The sequence below is a fragment of the Acidovorax sp. genome, from assembly GCF_046294525.1.
GTDB lineage: Bacteria > Pseudomonadota > Gammaproteobacteria > Burkholderiales > Burkholderiaceae_C > Acidovorax.
In genome coordinates this window covers 1-18143 of sequence record NZ_JBKBKQ010000023.1, presented here as the reverse complement: position 1 = coordinate 18143, position 18143 = coordinate 1, and the positions used below count along the sequence as shown (strand labels likewise).

15 protein-coding genes are annotated in these 18143 nt (G+C 63.8%); 7 read left to right on the top strand and 8 right to left on the bottom strand.

From position 1 onward, the window contains the following. Window positions 1-223: 223 nt before the first annotated feature. Window positions 224-982, bottom strand: coding sequence for a sulfite exporter TauE/SafE family protein (locus ACK4HJ_RS18085; protein WP_409834143.1), 759 nt, complete (start codon window positions 980-982; stop codon window positions 224-226). 448 nt (window positions 983-1430) lie between these two features. Here ACK4HJ_RS18085 and ACK4HJ_RS18080 point away from each other — a divergent pair, with 448 nt between their 5' ends. Genes ACK4HJ_RS18080 through ACK4HJ_RS18070 form a run of 3 tightly spaced genes read left to right on the top strand, consistent with a single transcriptional unit; the run spans window position 1431 to window position 3329 of the window. Beyond that, window positions 1431-2744 carry an ammonium transporter gene (locus tag ACK4HJ_RS18080; protein WP_409834248.1) on the top strand — a complete coding sequence of 438 codons (1314 nt, stop codon included), beginning with the start codon at window positions 1431-1433 and terminating at the stop codon, window positions 2742-2744. 60 nt (window positions 2745-2804) lie between these two features. After that, complete coding sequence (locus tag ACK4HJ_RS18075; protein WP_409834141.1) at window positions 2805-2957, top strand: hypothetical protein; 153 nt, start codon at window positions 2805-2807, stop codon at window positions 2955-2957. A 24-nt stretch (window positions 2958-2981) separates the two neighbouring features. Next, entirely contained in the window at window positions 2982-3329 is a 348-nt protein-coding gene (locus ACK4HJ_RS18070; RefSeq protein ID WP_409834139.1) for a hypothetical protein, read from the top strand. A 14-nt stretch (window positions 3330-3343) separates the two neighbouring features. On the opposite strand, the gene ACK4HJ_RS18065 is transcribed toward ACK4HJ_RS18070, so the two are convergent. Next, window positions 3344-5041 carry a GMC family oxidoreductase gene (locus ACK4HJ_RS18065; RefSeq protein ID WP_409834138.1) on the bottom strand — a complete coding sequence of 566 codons (1698 nt, stop codon included), beginning with the start codon at window positions 5039-5041 and terminating at the stop codon, window positions 3344-3346. 349 nt (window positions 5042-5390) lie between these two features. On the opposite strand from ACK4HJ_RS18065, the gene ACK4HJ_RS18060 reads away from it, so the two are divergent. From ACK4HJ_RS18060 to ACK4HJ_RS18045, 4 genes are read left to right on the top strand one after another with little or no spacing between them, the layout of a single operon-like run. Continuing rightward, the gene (locus tag ACK4HJ_RS18060) at window positions 5391-6515 is read left to right on the top strand and encodes an MlaE family ABC transporter permease (RefSeq protein WP_409834136.1); all 1125 of its coding nucleotides are present in this window, start codon (window positions 5391-5393) and stop codon (window positions 6513-6515) included. Then, window positions 6512-7387 carry an ABC transporter ATP-binding protein gene (locus ACK4HJ_RS18055; protein WP_409834134.1) on the top strand — a complete coding sequence of 292 codons (876 nt, stop codon included), beginning with the start codon at window positions 6512-6514 and terminating at the stop codon, window positions 7385-7387. Before ACK4HJ_RS18060 ends, ACK4HJ_RS18055 begins: the two co-directional genes overlap by 4 nt. After that, window positions 7387-8358 carry an MlaD family protein gene (locus ACK4HJ_RS18050; protein WP_409834132.1) on the top strand — a complete coding sequence of 324 codons (972 nt, stop codon included), beginning with the start codon at window positions 7387-7389 and terminating at the stop codon, window positions 8356-8358. Before ACK4HJ_RS18055 ends, ACK4HJ_RS18050 begins: the two co-directional genes overlap by 1 nt. Before the next feature lie 33 nt (window positions 8359-8391). Then, entirely contained in the window at window positions 8392-9102 is a 711-nt protein-coding gene (locus ACK4HJ_RS18045) for an ABC-type transport auxiliary lipoprotein family protein (RefSeq protein WP_409834131.1), read from the top strand. Between the two features lie 285 nt (window positions 9103-9387). Here the strand turns inward: ACK4HJ_RS18045 and ACK4HJ_RS18040 are convergent, their stop codons facing one another. The 6 genes from ACK4HJ_RS18040 to ACK4HJ_RS18015 form a co-directional block, all read right to left on the bottom strand. Then, on the bottom strand, window positions 9388-10920 hold the full coding sequence (locus ACK4HJ_RS18040) for an NAD(P)/FAD-dependent oxidoreductase (RefSeq protein WP_409834130.1): 1533 nt from the start codon (window positions 10918-10920) through the stop codon (window positions 9388-9390). A gap of 92 nt (window positions 10921-11012) precedes the next feature. Continuing rightward, entirely contained in the window at window positions 11013-11282 is a 270-nt protein-coding gene (locus ACK4HJ_RS18035) for a hypothetical protein (protein WP_409834128.1), read from the bottom strand. Window positions 11283-11384: 102 nt separating this feature from the next. Next, complete coding sequence (locus tag ACK4HJ_RS18030) at window positions 11385-11723, bottom strand: hypothetical protein (protein ID WP_409834126.1); 339 nt, start codon at window positions 11721-11723, stop codon at window positions 11385-11387. A 2-nt stretch (window positions 11724-11725) separates the two neighbouring features. After that, a complete protein-coding gene (locus tag ACK4HJ_RS18025; RefSeq protein ID WP_409834125.1) occupies window positions 11726-12739 on the bottom strand; it encodes an RHS repeat-associated core domain-containing protein in 1014 nt (337 codons plus the stop codon). Window positions 12740-12811: 72 nt separating this feature from the next. Continuing rightward, complete coding sequence (locus ACK4HJ_RS18020) at window positions 12812-13111, bottom strand: hypothetical protein (protein ID WP_409834123.1); 300 nt, start codon at window positions 13109-13111, stop codon at window positions 12812-12814. A gap of 1 nt (window position 13112) precedes the next feature. Beyond that, complete coding sequence (locus ACK4HJ_RS18015; RefSeq protein ID WP_409834121.1) at window positions 13113-16232, bottom strand: RHS repeat-associated core domain-containing protein; 3120 nt, start codon at window positions 16230-16232, stop codon at window positions 13113-13115. Window positions 16233-18143: the final 1911 nt, after the last annotated feature.

Genomic DNA, 18143 nt, shown 5'->3' with positions numbered 1-18143 from the left:
AAATCCGGCATGCGGGTAAGCAGGCCGGAGGCGGGGGTAAAGGGACATGGGGTCATCGCCAATGGCGAAGCCTGCCGTCATCAAATGGACACGATTATAAAGTTGTGAACTTTTTCCTTGACAGTGCCGACAGCCCCCAAAACGCGCTTGTGGGCCAATTCACAACAGGTTTTAGGCACGTTCCCCGAAGTTGAGGGAACCCTGGGGCGGGGGCGCGACGGGGTCAGCGCAAGAACGCGTCGTAGCCCGTCTTCAGGATCAGCGTGCTGACCACCAGAATGAAAATGCCGCGCACAAAGCCTGTGCCGTGTTTGAGCGCCATGTGCGTGCCCAGCAGGCTGCCCACCACGTTGGCCACCGCGAGCGTCACCGCAAAGTGCCACCACACATGGCCCTTGGCCGCAAACAGCACGATGGCCGCAATGTTGGTGGCGCAGTTGAGCAGTTTCGCCGACGCCGATGCGTTCAGAAAGTCATAGCCCAGCAGCCGCACAAACAGAAACACGAAGAAGCTGCCCGTGCCGGGGCCGAAGAACCCGTCGTAAAAGCCGATGAGCACGCCAATGAGGCAGGCGGCCACCACTTCGGTGCGCCCCGCAAACCGCGGTGTGTGGTGCCGGCCCAGCTCCTTCTTGGCCAGCGTGTAGACCAGCACACCCAGCAGCACCAGCGGCAGCAGCTTGCGCAAAAAGTCTGCCGACATCACCGTCACGGCCCAGGCGCCGGCAAAGGAGCCGGCAAACCCCGCCGTCGCCGCTGGCAGCATGGCGCGCCAGCGGATCTGCACCCGGCGGCTGTACTGCCAGGTGGCCATGGCCGTGCCCCACACCGACGCGGCCTTGTTGGTGCCCAGCAGCGTGGCCGGCGCGGCCCCCGGAAAGGCCGCAAAAAGCGCCGGCACCATCACCAGCCCGCCGCCGCCCACGATCGCATCCACAAACCCTGCCAGCAGCGAAGCCAGGGTGATAAAAATCCATTCCATGCGCAGGATTGTCGCACCCGGAGTGCTATCAGTTTTTCTGCGCGGATGGACATCTTTGGGGGGCCGACTGCTGCGCGCCGGTCCGCCGTTCGGGCAAGAAAAAGGCGCTGGGATCGCCAGCGCCTGGAAAAAATATGCACCTCGTTGGGTGCTTGAAAATTGATTATTGGTAGAAAGGATGTCTCCTCGGGCCCCTCGCTTGGCACACCGAAGCGCGCTTTCGAGTGCCGCCAATGTAACGGCTGCACCCCGCTGGTGCATTGGGGGTTTCCCGCCCCCTTTGTGGGGCGCACAGGCGGCGACTGCGGTGCATTCGACGCCCCTGCGCGCTCCAGCGCGGGGGCTGGGGCTGGCATGGCTCGTGCAACGCGCCTGTAACAAATTGCGAAAGGGAGCGTCCATGCGGGCAGTCAACCGGCGGTGTGTTGCGGGTGTGTGGTGGGGCCTGATGGGCCTGGGTTTGGCTCCCTGGGCCAGTGCACTGGCCCAGGCCCAGGCCCCGGCGACGGGCGCGGCGCCGCTGAGCCGTCCGGGCCTGGTGCCGCTGGACGCGATCAACGCGGCAGATACCGCTTGGATGATGACCTCCACCGCCCTGGTGCTGCTGATGACACTGCCCGGCATCGCACTGTTCTACGCGGGCATGGTGCGCAAGAAGAATGTGCTGAACACCATGGCCAGCGTGGTGGTCATTGCGGCCCTGGTCAGCCTGCTGTGGTTTGCGGCGGGCTATTCGCTCGCGTTCACGCCCGGCAGCGCCTGGCTGGGAGGCGCCGAGCGCATGGGCTTCACGGGGATGGACTTCCAGCTGGGCGCAGGCAAGGTGGCCGTGAGCCACGTGGCTCCGCATATTCCCGAATCGGTGTACGCACTCTTCCAGCTCACCTTTGCCATCATCACTGCCGCGCTGTTGGTAGGTGCGTTCGTGGAGCGCATGCGCTTCGGCGCGCTGCTGGTCTTCATCAGCCTGTGGACTTTGCTGGTGTATGCCCCGGTGGCCCACTGGGTGTGGGAGCCCGGCGGCTGGCTGGCGCAGCTGGGGGCGCTGGATTTCGCTGGTGGCTCGGTGGTGCACGTGAATGCGGGCGTGGCCGGGCTGGTGTGTGCGTGGTTTCTGGGGCGCCGCACCGGCTATGGGCGCGAGCCGTTCGAGCCCTACAGCCTGGCGCTCACCATGGCGGGTGCAGGCCTGCTGTGGGTGGGTTGGTTTGGTTTCAACGCGGGCTCGGCCGTAGCGGCCGATGGCCGGGCCGGGCTGGCCATGGCCGTGACGCACGTAGCGGCGGCTGCGGGCGCGGTGGCATGGATGCTGGGCGAATGGGTGGTGCGCGGGCGCCCGTCGCTGCTGGGGCTGTGCTCCGGGCTGGTGGCGGGGCTCGTGGCCATCACGCCTGCTGCCGGGTTTGTCACGCTGCGCTCGGCCGTGGTCATTGGCCTGGTGGCGGGCCTGGCGTGCTATTGGGGCGCCACGGGCCTCAAGCGCCTGCTGCGTGCGGACGATTCGCTGGATGTGTTCGGCGTGCACGGCATTGGAGGCATTGTGGGGTCGCTGCTCACCGGCGTGCTGGCCAGCAAGAGCGTGGGCGGCGCCGACGGCAGCCTGCTCACGCAGGCCATTGGGGTGGCGGCGGTCATGGCGTACAGCCTGGTGGCCACGGGAGTGCTGCTGTGGATCACCGACTTTGCGATGGGCCTGCGGGTGGATGAGCAGAGTGAACAGACGGGGCTCGACATTGCCCAGCACCGTGAGCGCCTGGGATGAACGCAACCCACCCTGAGCCGAAACCCGCTGGGTGCTGCCGCCAGAGGCGACAGCTCTTTGATGCCGTCCAAGGCTGCGCAGACAGGCTTGGAGCCGCGGTATCTCAGCCCCGCGGGGGGCGCCACCCGTGGCACGGCCCAGGCCAGCGCCACGGTGGCACTGGCCTGGGCCGTGCCTCTGCCACGACGGGTGGATGGCGTGGTTCTCGGATGACCGAAATGCCTTAAGGAGTTGCCCATGCCCGATTCCGACACCCTGGCCGTTGCCGCCCACCTGCATGTGCTGCTGCGGCGCAAGACGGGGCGCGTGACCGATACCGAGTGGATGGCAGTGAACGCTGACTACGCGCGCGAAATCGTGCGGTTTGCACGCCAGCACGCGGTGGAAGACAACGCGCCCGAGCTGGCCGAATGGGCCGACCGGCTGGACCACGTGCTGCATGCCGCGCCCGCCGCAGCGGCAGCGCGCCGGCCGCTGCTGGACGTGGCCGCGCAGGCCGTGCGCCAGCGCGTTGCGCCGCCGCCCCCGGCCGCAGCAGCCCCCGCGCAGCCGGAGCTGCCGCGCTACGTGGGCGGCATTCGCTAAAGGCTACTTACGCGTCAGCCCTGCGCCCGCTCGCGCGCCTGCAAGATCCACTCCGCCGCCTTCTCCGCCATCATCAGCGTGGGCGAATTGGTATTGCCGCTGGTGATGGTGGGCATGGCGCCCGCGTCCACCACGCGCAGGCCCGCCACCACGCCGCCGCGCCCGTCGCGCACGCGCAATTGCGCGTCCAGCACCGCCGTGGGGTCATCAACCCGCCCCATCTTCGTAGTGCCCACGGGGTGAAAAATGGTGGTGGCAATGTCGCCCGCCAGGCGGGCCAGGTCTTCATCGCTTTCAAACTGCACGCCGGGCTTCCATTCCTCGGGCTGGTACTTGGCCAGCGCGGGCTGGGCGACGATGCGCCGCGTGACGCGCAGGCTGTCGGCGGCCACCTGGCGGTCTTCGGGCGTGCTCAGGTAGTTGGGCGCAATGGCCGGGGCCGCCTTGAAATCCGCGCTTTTGATGTGCACCGTGCCCCGGCTGGTGGGGTTGAGGTTGCACACGCTGGCCGTGAAGGCCGGAAAGCTGTGCAGCGGCTCGCCAAACGCGTCCAGCGACAGCGGCTGCACGTGGTATTCGATGTTGGGGTAAGGCTGGTCGGGGCTGCTGCGCGTGAAGGCGCCCAGCTGCGACGGCGCCATGCTCATGGGCCCGCTGCGCTTGGCCGCGTATTCCAGTCCGATGCGCGCCTTGCCCCACAGCGAACTGGCCAGCGTGTTGAGCGTGGGCACATTGCCCACTTTGAACACGGCACGGATCTGCAGGTGGTCCTGGAGGTTGGCGCCCACGCCGGGCAAGTCCACCTTCACCTCCACACCGTGCTGGCGCAGCAGCGCGGCGGGGCCGATGCCCGACAGCTGCAACAGCTGCGGCGAGTTGATGGCACCCGCGCTCAGGATGACTTCAGACCGCGCATGGGCCGTCACCATCTCGCGGCCGTTCCACACCCGCACGCCGGTGCAGCGCTGGCTGCCGTCGGGCTGCGTCTCGATGATCAACTGCGTGGCCTGGGTGCTGGTCCACATCGTGAAGTTGGGGCGGCTGCTGCAGGTGGGCCGCAAGAACGCCTTGGCCGTGTTCCAACGCCAGCCGTTTTTCTGGTTGACCTCGAAATAACCCACACCTTCGTTGCTGCCGCCGTTGAAGTCGTCGGTGGCGGGGATGCCCGCCTGCTGCGCGGCCTGCGCGAACGCGTCCAGGATGTCCCAGCGCAGGCGCTGCTTTTCTACCCGCCACTCGCCCGTGCTGCCGGTGGCCTTGTTGCCGTGAAGGCGCTCAAAGTTTTCGCTTGCGCTGCCGGGCTGGTCCAGGCGCCAGTGGTCCTCATGGCGGCGGAAGTAGGGCAGGGCGTTGTCCCAGCGCCAGCTGGCATCGCCGGTCAGCTCGGCCCACTGGTCGTAGTCGCGCGCCTGGCCGCGCATGTAGATCATGCCGTTGATGCTGCTGCAGCCGCCCAGCGTCTTGCCGCGCGGGTAGCGCAGCGTGCGCCCGTTCAGGCCCACGTCGGGTTCGGTGGTGTACAGCCAGTCGGTGCGCGGGTTGCCGATGCAATACAGATACCCCACGGGGATGTGGATCCAGTGGTAGTCGTCCTTGCGGCCGGCCTCGATCAGCAGCACGCGGTGGCGGCTGTCAGCGCTCAGGCGGTTGCACAGCAGGGCGCCAGCCGTGCCGCCGCCAATGATGATGGTGTCAAACGTGGTGTCGCTCATGGCTGCAGGGGGCGCTCTGGTGTGAAACAAACTTGCAGGGACAAGGGTGCAAAGCGCCGCACGGGACTGTGGGCGTTGCGGCCCATTGTGCAAATCGCACAAGCAGTGTCGATAGGCGAACCCCGGATTGCTACATTTTTAATAGCTGTTGGCGCTTGTTGGTATTGCGCTGGAGGCTGTTTTGATAATAATTACATGCTGCGGCGTCCGGCTTGTGCTTGGCGGGCGGGCTTGGCGGGCGGTTGTCTGACGGCTTGGCGCCACGGGGCTCCGCTACCATGCACGCTCGCCCCGGCACTCCTTTCCCCCGCGCAGGGGCTTCGCTGGCGGCACGCGCGCCGCCCTGTTCATGACCGACCACACACCTCGCATCGTCCGCACCGACACGTCCCAGGGACCGTGTGCGCAGCTGCATGGGCGCTGGGGCGCGGCGGAGCTGGGCAACCGCGCGCATTGGAAGTCGGTGTCGGCCCAGTTGACCGAGCACGCCGCAGCGCCCGCCCTGGCGTGGGACCTGCGCGAGCTGCAGTGGCTGGACCACGTAGGCGCCCAGCTGCTGTGGAACCACTGGCAGCACGCCTGGCCTGCGCAACTGGCCTGCACCGACGGCCAGCGCGACATGCTGGAGCGCGTGGCCCAGTTCACCACCACCCCGCCCGCACCCACCCCATGGCGCCTGGCCGACGACGTGGACAAGTTGGGCGTGCTGGTGCTGCACGGGGTGGACCACGCCCGCCACATGCTGCAGATGGTGGGGCAGCTGGCGCTGGACCTGCTGCGACTGGCACGCGCGCCGCAGCGCGGGCCCTGGCGCGATGTGTCGGGCCACCTGTACCGCATGGGCGCCACGGCGCTGCCCATCACCGCGCTGGTGGGTTTCTTGATCGGCGTGGTGCTGGCCTACCTGATGAGCCTGCAACTGCGCCAGTTCGGGGCCGAGTCGTTCATCGTCAACATCCTGGGCATCTCGCTCATCCGCGAGCTGGGCCCCATGCTGGCGGCCATTTTGGTGGCGGGGCGTTCAGGCTCGGCCATCACCGCGCAGATCGGCGTGATGCGGGTGACGGAAGAGCTGGACGCGATGCGCGTCATGGGCATTCCGCACAGCTTTCGCCTGGTCATGCCCCGCACCATTGCCCTGGCGCTGGCCATGCCGCTCATCAGCGTGTGGACCACGCTGGCCGCGCTGGCGGGCGGCATGCTGGCGGCCGACATCGCCATGGACATCTCCCCCGCCTACTTCGTGCAGGCCCTGCCCGCCGCCGTGAAGATCGGCAACCTGGGCCTGGCCATGGCCAAGTCGGTGGTGTTTGGCGCCTTCATCGCCCTCATCGGCTGCCACTGGGGCCTGCGCGTCAAGCCCAACACGCAAAGCCTGGGCGAGGGCACCACGGCGTCTGTGGTCACGTCCATCACGATGGTGATCATCGTGGACGCCCTGTTTGCCGTCGCTTTCAAAAACATAGGCATATGACAGAACGCATCGCCCAACCCGAGCACATCGCCGTGGCGCCGGGCGAGCCGCCCATCGTGGACGTGCAGGGCCTGTGGACCCAGTTCGGCAAGGGCGCGGAGACCTTCACCGTGCACCAGGACCTGAACTTCACCGTGCAGCGCGGCGAGATGCTGTCGCTGGTGGGCGGATCGGGCACGGGCAAGACGGTGCTCTTGCGGCAGATCCTGGGCCTGGCGCGGCCGGCGCGCGGCAGTGTCACGGTGCTGGGGCGGCCCGCGTCGGAGATGGGGCGCGAGGGCGCGGCCAGCCGCGTGGGCATGTTGTTCCAGCATGGCGCGCTGTTCTCGGCCTTCAATGTGCTCGACAACGTGGCTTTTGCGCTGCGCGAGCAGGGCACGCTGCCCGACGACCTGGTGCGCGACGCGGCCCTGGTCAAGCTGCAGATGGTGGGCCTCAAACCCGAGCACGCCACGCGCATGCCGGCGGATCTGTCGGGCGGCATGGTCAAGCGCGTGGCGCTGGCGCGCGCCCTCATCATGGACCCGCCGCTGCTGCTGTTGGACGAGCCCACCGCAGGCCTCGACCCCAACAGCGCCGACGAGTTCTGCGCGCTGCTGCGCGAGCTGCGCGCATCGCTGGGCCTCACCGTCATCATGGTCACGCACGACCTGGACACGCTGTTTGCCCTCAGCACCCGCGTGGCCGTGCTGGCCGATAAGAAAGTCATCGTCACCGGCCCGCCGCACGAGGTGGCGCGCTTCAAGCACCCGTTCATCGAGCACTTCTTTCTGGGCGAACGAGGCCAGCGCGCCATGGCCCCGGTACAACCCGCCGCGCAGACCGCTGCGCACCCCGCAGGCGCGCCCACGCCGCAAAAGGAAACCCCCTGATGGAAAACAAATCCCACGCCCTCGCCGCAGGCATCTTCGTGCTGGTGGTCGCCGCCATGCTGGCGGGCCTGGCCATCTGGCTCACGCGCGACAACGCCAACTACCAAAGCTACGAGCTGTCCACCAAAGACGGCGTCAGCGGCCTGCAGCCCCAGGCCACCGTGCGCTACAAGGGCGTGGCCGTGGGCAAGGTCACGCGCATCGGGTTTGACCCGCAGGTCAACGGCAATGTGCTCATCCGCATTGCAGTCAGCGACCAGGCGCCCATCACGCCCACCACCTTTGCCGTGCTGGGCTACCAGGGCGTCACCGGCCTGGCCCATGTGCAGTTGGACGACGCCGAGCAACCCTACCCCGAACTGCCCCCCGGCCCCAGCGGCCTGCCGCGCTTGCCCCTCAAACCCTCGCCCTTCGGCAAGCTGGCCGAGCAGGCCCCCGCCATCCTCACCCAGGTGGAAGAAGCCACGCGCCGCATCAACCAGCTGCTGGGCGACAACAACCAGCAGCTGCTCACCCAGGCGCTGGGCAACATCGGCGAAGCCGCCGGCAGCGTGAACGCCCTTACGCAAAAGCTCGACACCACGCTGACCCAGCGCCTGGACCCGGCCCTGGCCGCACTGCCGCCCCTGGCCGGCGAAGCGCGCCAGACCCTGCAGGCCCTGCGCCAGGCCGGCGACAGCGTCACGACCCTGGCCAGCGACTTCAGCCAGACCACCCGCCGCCTCACGGCCGAGGGCGGCGCCATCGACCAGATCACTGTGGGCACCCAGGCCCTGGCGCGCGCGGCCGACCAGTTCGGCGCCACCACCCTGCCGCGCCTGAACCGCGCAGCCGACGACACCTCGCGCGCCGCGCGCCAGCTCAGCCGCACGGCGGGCGGCGTGTCCGACAACCCGCAGCTGTTCATCTACGGCTCGGGCCGCATCCCGCCCGGCCCGGGCGAACCCGGCTTTGCGGCCGGCAGCCGGTAAACACAGCACTGCTGACAGGAGTGAGAAGTGCCCATGAAAACTATCGAAAACATAGCTGCCAGCGCTTGCTGGATAAGCGCTAGAGCCCTATTTGGCTTGAAATTTTCTGCTGCCGCCCTGGTGCTGGCCGGCTGCTCGGCCCTGCCCGAGCCGCCCACCCGCCCCGCGCTGTACGACTTCGGCCCTGGCCCCGCGGCACCCGCCGCTAGTGCCACTGCTACCGCCGCCTCCTTGCCCCCGCTCACGCTGGACGACATCGAAGCGCCCGGCCTCACCGAAGGCAGCAACGCCGTGCTGTACCGCCTGGCCTACAACGGCCCCCAGCAGCTGCGCCCCTACAGCCAAGCCCGCTGGAGCCAGCCCCCCGCCCAGTTGCTGCAGCAGCGCCTGCGTGAGCAGCTGGGCCAGCGCCGCCCCATCCTGCGCCCCGACTACGGCAGCGCCCAGGCCCGCAACACCGAACAGGGCGGCCGCCTGCCGCCTGTGCTGCGCATCGAGCTGGAGGAGTTCAGCCACCTTTTCGCCAGCCCCACCGACAGCGCCGGCGTGGTGCGCGTGCGCGCCACCCTGGTGGACGTGCTGCCGGCCGGCGAATCACTGCGCGGCCAGCGCGTGTTTGTGGCCCGCGTGCCCGCCCGCAGCGCCGACGCCCCCGGTGGCGTGACCGCGCTGGCCGAGGCATCCACGCAGGTGGCAATGGAGCTGGATACGTGGCTGGACCAAGTGGCGCCAGCGCGGAGGTAGGGCGAGGGGCGTGAGTGTCGTTGGCTTTGTTGGAGTCGCCGATGCTGTTGGGCTCGGTGTTTCATCGATCTGCCTGTGCCCCCCACCCGCTCGGGCTGAGCCTGTCGAAGCCGTGCACGGCGCTGGCATATGCAGGGCCTGCTGAGTCAACACCGTCCAGAAACTGAGCACCCGCTCCAGCGAGCGTGCCTGCCTCGCGCGGCGCTTCGACAGGCTCAGCGTGAACGGATTGGGGCAGTGTTAATGCCGACTCTGCACACCCCGGTTGGCAGCACCGCTCGCCGCTCAGCCGCCCTGCTGCGTCGCCGGACGCCCTGGCTCAGCAGCCCCTGCTGAGGACTCTTGATCGGCCATCACTTCCGCCACCACCTCGCTGGCCGAAGCGCCTTCCTTCACCGGCTCGGCCGCAATCCCCGTCACCACCCGCGCGTGGCGCGCAAACGTCCAGTACGCCCAGCCCCAGTCCAGCAACACCACCAGCCGGTTGCGAAATCCGATCAAAAAGAACACGTGCGCAAACAGCCAGAACAGCCACGCAAAGTATCCTGAAAACCGCACCGGCCCCACGGGCGATGCCAGGTCCACCACGGCCGAGTTGCGGCCGATCGTGGCCAGATTGCCGTAGTCGCGGTAGCGAAACGGCTCGGTGCCGCGCCCCGCCAGCCGCCGCAAAATGTTGGCCGCCGCCGCCCGCCCCATCTGCTTCGCCGCGGGCGACACCCCCGGCACGGGCGTCGGCTCGCGCCCCGGCACATGGCTCTTGGCGGCGGCCAGGTCGCCAATCACGCTGATCTCGGGGTGCCCTGGCAGGCTCAGGTCGGGCTGCACCACCACGCGGCCCGCGCGGTCCACCGCGCCACCACTGGCCTGGGTGCTGTCGGCCAGCTGCCGCCCCAGCTTGGACGCCGCCACGCCCGCGCCCCAGATCACGCACTGGCTTTGGATGGAATAGGTGGTGGTGTCGCCCCCTTCCGCCTTGTCACCGCTGCTACGGTTGCCGCCCCCCGTCGGCGCTGCCGGCGTCTGCACCGTGAGGCCCTGGTCGTCAATTGCTGTCACCCGCGCGTTCAGCCGCACATCCACCCCCAGCTTTTCCAGCTGCTCCTTCGCGCGCTGGCTCAGGGCTGGCGGCATGGCCTGCAAAATGCGGTCGCCCCCCTCCAGCAAAATCACGCGCGCAGCGGCCGGGTCAATGTTGCGAAACTCCCCCGGCAGCGTGTGCCGCGCGATCTCGGCCAGCGTGCCCGCCATCTCCACGCCCGTGGGCCCCCCGCCAATCACCACAAACGTCAGCCACTGCGCGCGGCGCGCGGGATCGGGCTCCTTCTCGGCCGCCTCAAACGCCAGCAGAATCCGCCCGCGAATCTCAAACGCGTCGTCCAGCGTCTTGAGCCCCGGCGCAAACGGCGCCCACTCGTCGTGCCCAAAATAGCTGTGCGCCGCCCCCGCCGCCACGATCAGGTGGTCATACGGCAGCGCCAGCCCATCCTGCAAATGCACCGCCCGCGCGGCCACGTCAATGCGCGTCACCTCGCCCAGCAGCACCGTCACATTGCGCTGCGCCCGAAACAAATGCCGCACCGGCGCCGCAATCGCCGGCGCCGACAACCCGGCGGTGGCCACCTGGTACAGCAGCGGCTGGAACAGGTGGTGGTTGGTGCGGTCCACCAGCGTCACATCCACCGCCGCGCTGCGCAACGCGCGGGCGGCCTCCAGGCCGCCAAAGCCGCAGCCGATGATGACGATGCGGGGGCGGGGGGAGGGAACGCGGGCGGCGAGGGACGAAGAAGTGGCTGTAGAGGATGAAGAAGTGTTCATCCGGCCATTATTGGAGTGCTGGGCCGGGTTCGGGCGAGTGGGGGCGCCTCTGCCGTGTCAGTGCAGGCGTACGCATACGGCTGTGGTCGCTGTCAGAAAAGAAGGCAGACAAGCCGCGCATGCCGCTGGTCTGCGCCGCCACGCGCAAGGCCCGCTGGCGGTGGGCAGAGGACCTCGGTGCTGTCTGGCTCGCCGGCCAGGGCGGCGCTATGGGTGCTGCGCCGGTTGCCGTACAGGCCCAGCACGGTGGAGCCGATGCCGTCATCGGCATACACCGCATGCTCGGTGAAGGGCGTGGACGTGGACAGGCGGGCATCGCGCTTGAGCAGACGCTGGGCCAGGGCGTTGTAGGTGTAGCTCACGGCCTGGGCGGCGGCAGGTCGGCGCCCAGGTTGAGCCCCCGGACTCGCTAAGGATGCTGCCGCTTGCAGGGGACCTTTTGCTCTTTATGAGTCGAAGGCCGACTAAATCCCAAATGCAATGTAAAAGTCGCCACCACGTGAAGAATAAAACGCAACAACCTTTTCGGCGGCATTTAGAGAAGAATCAATATACTCGCTCTCGCCGATCCTATCCTCTCTTTCGTTGGTCCATCCATCATAAGTCGGCTTGAATCTATCTCCCACTCTCTCCCAAACCTCACCGCCTATAGTTGCGACACGGGAAGTACGAAGGATGGCAATAGCGCGCAGTGCAGTATTCAATGGCAACGCTATGTCATTAACCCCTTCACTTTGTAAAGAAACACCTTCTTGTTGGAGGATAGCTAAAAACTCTTCAGGAAAATTTATTGAGCTACTCATTTTTAATTGGGTCTAAACAGACGATGGTAAATCACTCCAGATTCATGTTTAATGAACTCAAATATGCCATCAATCCCCCGATATGATCCAGATATAGTTAGCATCTCTTTTGAGAGGCCTGTGCTTGGCTGAATGACGCTTGATACGCTCCCATACTCAGAAAACGCCTCAACGCTACGTGTAAATCCATGAAAGTCACCTGACTTCATTTGTCCTAAAACGCGTTCACTGTACCGAGTACCTTCAAAATACTTCGCTGCCGCAATAACATCACTTGCTGCGCAAAACCCACCCGACTCAATCCCCTCAGCCACGGCCTTGGCCACAGGTGTGATGCGCGAAACCGTAGTCGGAATCTGCGCTACCAGCGGGCTCATCGGCGAGACCACAGCTCCGTTGACCCCTGACGCCCCAGCCACCAGTTCAGTCAGTGTGGGCGCGTAGCGATATAACGCCGCTTGCGCTGCGCCATAGCCGCGCATGACGAGGTTGGCGCCCCAGTTGGCGAGTGCTACAGCATTGAGTCCGTCTGGATCAATCCCATTAAGCGGATTCCCCGCCACATACCCAAACCGATTCCACCCGCCTTGCAATCCGATGGGATCACTCTGGATGTACCGCCCACTTGCCGGGTCGTAATACCGATTCAGGTTGCAGCTCAACCCCGTCTCTTCATCCCACTGCTGCCCCGGATAGCGCAGGTTGAATGTGACAGCCTCGCTGTAGACCTTGCCATTGTCAATGCCATTGACGGCATAGCCCTTGGCCCCCAGTGTGGGCGGCACCTCTCCAAACCCCGTGATCAGCCACTGCCAGGCCACCTGGCCCTGGGTGTTGGTCAGCCGCCTGGGGGTGTTCAGGTGGTCGCTGTCAATCGCATACAGCCGCCCGTTGATCTGCGCCGCAATGGGCAGGGGCCCTGCTGCGGTGGGCAGGTAGATGACCTCCGTGCTGTCTGGCTCGCCTGCCGGGGCGGCGCTGTGGGTGCTGCGCCGGTTGCCGTACAGGCCCAGCACGGTGGAGCAATGCAGTTAGTTTGAGCGGTGTATTAAGGAGTAATCGAAGAAGTTGATTTATGAACTCACAAATTAATTTTGTATTGACAAAATCTCCCCGAATCCCACCAGCGCATTTAACTCCCTAAGTTCGAATGTGTCACCGATCTGCAGTCGTCCTTGTAGGTTTTCCCAAGATGGAAAACCGATCTTGACAGTTAACTCTTCTCCCGGGAAGTGATAGTTCTCATCCGAATATTGATGCTTGCCGCTGAAGATTCCCTCAACCCCAGAAAACTTATGGTGAGGCATGTAGCCACTCTTAATTCCATTGTTCGTGTGGGGTCTGGAAAAATTTTCAGACAACTTGATCTTTGCTGTAATGTGGTGCATATCAATATGCATGCGTTATTGAAATGAAAGCCTTGTTCAGCATATCCAGGCCTCTCTGGCCTTCAACCGTCAAAACGCCACTTCGAAAAATGCTTGCATCAATTTGCCCAAAAGTGACGTTAAAATTTTTCAAGGCATTTGTTGGTAAATTTACTTGGATGATTGCGGCATATTGAGTGTCCCAATTCGCATATTTTAAAGTTTCATCGAGTTTAAATCCAAACTGCTTCATCGTGCTTCCGTTCGGTCCGAACGCGAATCGCCCGTTATTCATTAGGGCTGTAAACTCCTCTGGCCCAACAGCCCGATACAGGGCGGTCGCTTCAGCTGCGGTGCACGCAGTGCGCCCGGCTAGTAGCAACTCTGGCGCTACAAGCATTGCGCCTGTTAATAATATTTGGGACGCCCTCCTAGGATTATAGAAATGTGGGTTGTACGCCAAACTCATGCCTTGGCGGTCAAACCCTCCTCGTACGTCATTTGGGTTGTAACCGCCGTAACGCAGTAGAGCCTGAAGTCCATCTGGATCGCTAAAAAAAAGTGGATTCTGTTCGGCATACCCAAACCGGTTCCACCCCCCATCCAGCCCAATCGGATCACTCTGGATGTACCTCCCCGCCTGCGGGTCGTAATACCGATTGAGGTTGTAGCTCAGCCCCGTCTCGTCATCCCACTGCTGCCCCGGGTAGCGCAGGTTGAACGCCACAGCCTCGCTGTACACCTTGCCATTGTCAATGCCGTTGACGGCATAGCCCTTGGCCCCCAGAGTGGGCGGCACCTCGCCAAACCCCGTGATCAGCCACTGCCAGGCCACCTGGCCCTGGGTGTTGGTCAGGCGCCTGGGGGTGTTCAGGTGGTCGCTGTCAATCGCATACAGCCGCCCATTGATCTGCGCCGCAATGGGCAGGGGCCCTGCTGCGGTGGGCAGGTAGATGACCTCGGTGCTGTCTGGCTCGCCGGTAGGGGCGGCGCTGTGGGTGCTGCGCCGGTTGCCGTACAGGCCCAGCACGGTGGAGCCGATGCCGTCATCGGCATACACCGCATGCTCGGTAAAGGGCGTGGACGTGGACAGACGGGCATCGCGCTTGAGCAGGCGCTGGGCCAGGGCGTTGTAGGTGTAGCTCACGGCCTGGGCGGCGGCAGGGTCGGCATACACGCTGGATTTGGCGATGCGGCCCTGGGCAGACTGGTGCAGGTGGTAGTCGCCCTTCTTGGTCAAGGCGCCGCTGGCGTCCAGCGTATAGGCCACGGTGGTGGTCTGGCCGGTGGAGCTGCCGGCGGGCTTGCTCAGCTGGGTGTAGCCGCTGATGCGGTTGGTGCCGCTGGTGGTTTGCACCGTGCGCTGCAGCGTGGCGGTGCCTGCCGGGGTGGTGGTGCTGTAGAAGGCCTGGGTGCGGTTGCCGTTGGCGTCATAGGCATAGCCCATGCTGTTGGCGCCGATGACATCGCTCAGGCTCCAGCCCGTGGGCAGGGCCGTGCCGGGCGGGGCGCTGTGGGCGCTGGCCGTGAGGCGGCCCAGGCGGTCGTAGGTGTAGGCGCTGGACAGGCCCACCTGCTGGGCCACGGTGGCGCTGGCGGTGGGCAGCATGTGCTGCTGGGTGATGGCGCTGACACGGCCTGCGCCGTCCCAGGTGAGCTGCAGCAGCGCGGTGCTGGCCAGCTGGCCGGCGTCGGTGTAGGTGCGCTGCTCGGTCAGGGGCGTGGAGCTGCCGGGGGTGGGCACAAAGCCGGGCCATTGCCAGCCGGTGGGCTGGCCCAACGGGTTCCAGGTGATGCCGCTGACCAGGGGCTGGCCGTTCCACAGCAGGCCGGTGAGCTGGCCGGTGCTGTCATACACATGGGCCAGTTGCTTGCCGCTGGGGTAGGTGATGCTGGCCAGCAGACCCGCGCCGGCGGTGCCTGAGGGGTGGTAGGCGTAGGCCACGCTGCGGGTTTCGGTGGCGCCGCTGCTTCCGCCAGTCACCGCTTGCGTTTTGCGGGTGATGCGGCCCAGGATGTCGCGCTGGAAGGTGGTGGTGGCCGTGGGGTCCTGCACTTCCGACAGGTAGCCCACGCTGGCCTGCGGCGCGCCGGGGGCGTTGTACGCGGTGCCTGGCAAGTCGTAGCGCAGCGTGGTGCGGGTGCCGTCGGCGTACAGCAGCTCGGTGGGCCGTCCCAGCGCATCGCGCGTGATGGTGGTGGCACGGCCCAGCGCGTCGGTGACTTGCTTGGGCAGGCCCAGGGCGTCGTAGGTGGCGGTTTGCGTGCCGCTGTCGGGGCTGGCCTCCGAGGGGGCGTTGCCCAGGGCGTCTCGGGTGTAGGTGGTGGTGACGGACTTGAAGTCCTTGGCTTGCGTTACGTCGTCCAGGCCGTTGTAAGTGAGTGCGGCACTGGCATTGTTCGCGTCGGTCAGCCCTTTGACGCGGCGCAAGGCATCCAGGGACAAGCTGGTGGTGTGGGCGCTGTTGGCCAGCGTCTGTGTGGCACTGGTCAGGTCGCCATTGGCGTCATAGCCATAGGTAGTGGGGGCGCCCGCGCTGCCCACTTGCAGGCTGGCCACCCGGTTCAGGCTGTTGATGCTGCGCGCCAGCTTCCAGGCCAGTTGGCCCTGGGCGTTGCGGACTTCTTCCGATGTACGGTTGCCCATGGCGTCCAGTGCGTAGCTGCCCGACGCTCCCCGGTTGCCGCTCCAGCCAACAAGGCGCTGCGCTGCGTCGTAGCTGTAAGTTGCAACATGGCCGTGCGGCAGTGTGGCGGTGGCCACCTGCCCGCTGGGGCGGTAGGTGAGTGTGGTCTTCAGGCCACCCCGGTTCATGGTGAGCATGCGGCCGCGGGCGTCGTAGGTGTAGGTGGTCGCGAGGCCGGTGGGGGCGGTGTGAGTCAACACCCGACCCGCGCCGTCGTGGGTGTAGCTCTCGGTTTGACCCAGGCTGTTGGTCGAGGTGGTGAGGTTGCCTGCGCTGTCATAGCCATAGCTGGTCACAGCTCCATTGGGCGCGGTTTCGGTGGCTACAAGGCCTGAGGGGTGATAGCTCCAGCTGGTGGTGCGCGCGACGCCGGATGCGCTGTCAGTGACGGCCTGGGACAGGGCGTTGCCTACGCTGTCGTAGGTGAAGCTGGTGACTCGGCCCGGTTCGGTCACCGTCAGGGGCAGGCGGAACTGCTGGTGCCACGTGGTGGTTCTGGTACGCGATTCCGATCGCCCTGCTGCTTCGGTCAGGGTTAAAGGCAAGCGACGCTCAGAATCCCAACTGATTTTTGTTTCCGAAGAATTGACAAGGGAGTAGAACCCTAAAATCATGCCTGCATTCAGGTTTACACCTGAGATAGGAGTATCACGCGTGCTCAGCGGATGCTTATTTACACTTGTAACGTAATAGTCGTTTTCATGAATCGAATACCCGTAGCGAATCTGCGAACCCAGCGGGGTGGTTAGTGAGGCATAGGAATATCCGCTCGGATCGTGCGCCACATCATAGCGGTTTGCATTGTCAGCAGATCGCGTCGTTTTTATGTATCCCTGCGAATCATAATCATAATATCCAATGCGGATTCCAGATTCATCAATGACGCCGACCAGAAAATCGTTTTGATCGATAGTCGAATATAGATAGCCTATCTCGGTGCCATCTTGAAGTTTAACGGCTTCTAGTTTCCCATCATTGACAGAATATTCAATTTCACCTTGAGATGAGCGGAGTCTAGATAGCTTCCCATTTTTATAATCTAGTCTGATCTGTTTGCCGAAGTTGTTGGCTACTAATGTTAAAAGGTTATCTGTGTATTCGTAGGAAATGTAGTTGCCATTTCTAAAAGTCTTTCGCAAGACGTTGCCTTCATCATTGAAAGTATATTTAACACCTCGAGATGTATTATCAATCTCCCACTTTGCACCGTTAGCCTGGTTTTCAAGCAAGACTAATTTGTACCCAAAATCTCTAGATTTATAAGCCTTGCCATCGCGACTGAAAAGGTAGCTAAACTCCCCGTCTTCAAGCTGAACTCGAGCAATAGAGAAATTTACATTTGAAGAATTCGATGCAATCGAAGTAAAAGCTAGATGTATGTTGTGATTGTGCGTCCATCCGACACCGAGAGGCTGGCTTGGCGGGTTGGCATAGTTATGAGTCTGCAAGAAAGAATTGCCCTGTGCTCTTGAGCTTCTGTATGTTCTTACAAATTCTAAATCGAGAGCATTTTGGGGTATAACATCACTATAATTTTGGATCTTCTCACGCGCCAAAACAGATATCGGGTTGCCAGCCTGGATGTTTTGAACATTTAAATCGTAGTCAGTTTTTGGGCATGATGGAGGTGAAGGGGGCGCCTTTGCCAAAGGGTGAAGACATGTATAACCACCGGGATCACCCAGCCAATATGGCCATCCGTGTTTACAAATCAGGTTCCGGTTTTTAAATATTCCTCCGTTCGCCTTAAGGCCGTACGATGTGCAGCGACCTTCGTCATCTCGCCAGCCGTAGTTAATATCATAATATTTCCACTCTTGAAATAATATATCCCCCTCTAAAAACCGTGAATATTGCGGGTATTCATCCGTCATTACAACCTGGATGTTGCACATTTGCCCGTAATATGGACTGCTGTACACGACCGCATTCATCCTCTTTTGAATAGAGTCAGCCTCGTTCATGCTCGCACCGCCGTCATAAACCCATGGGGTTACCTCATCGGGGCGAACGCTGCAGTAGCTTCCATTAAAGGCGCCGCCTTCAATGCAATTGTTCTGAAAATCCACTTGGGCATGGGTGGAGCTAGATGCGAGCAGTGTAAATGCAAGCAATAATTTGCCCATGATTTTTATTATTTTTTCACATATGACGTTCATTATGCTTTCCGATCATTTAATAGTTGAACTACAAGCTCCAATCCGAGTGACTGACCGTGCAGGGTGAGGCGCCTTGACGTTCTCCTTAGGGAAGCTCTTCACGAATCGGTTCTGGCAGTGCCGTAGTGATGCCCGAACTAAGACAGCCCTTGCTTTCGAGAATTGATCGCCCCCAGCAGGCGCTGTGCGCGGGCAATTGCCCGGCGT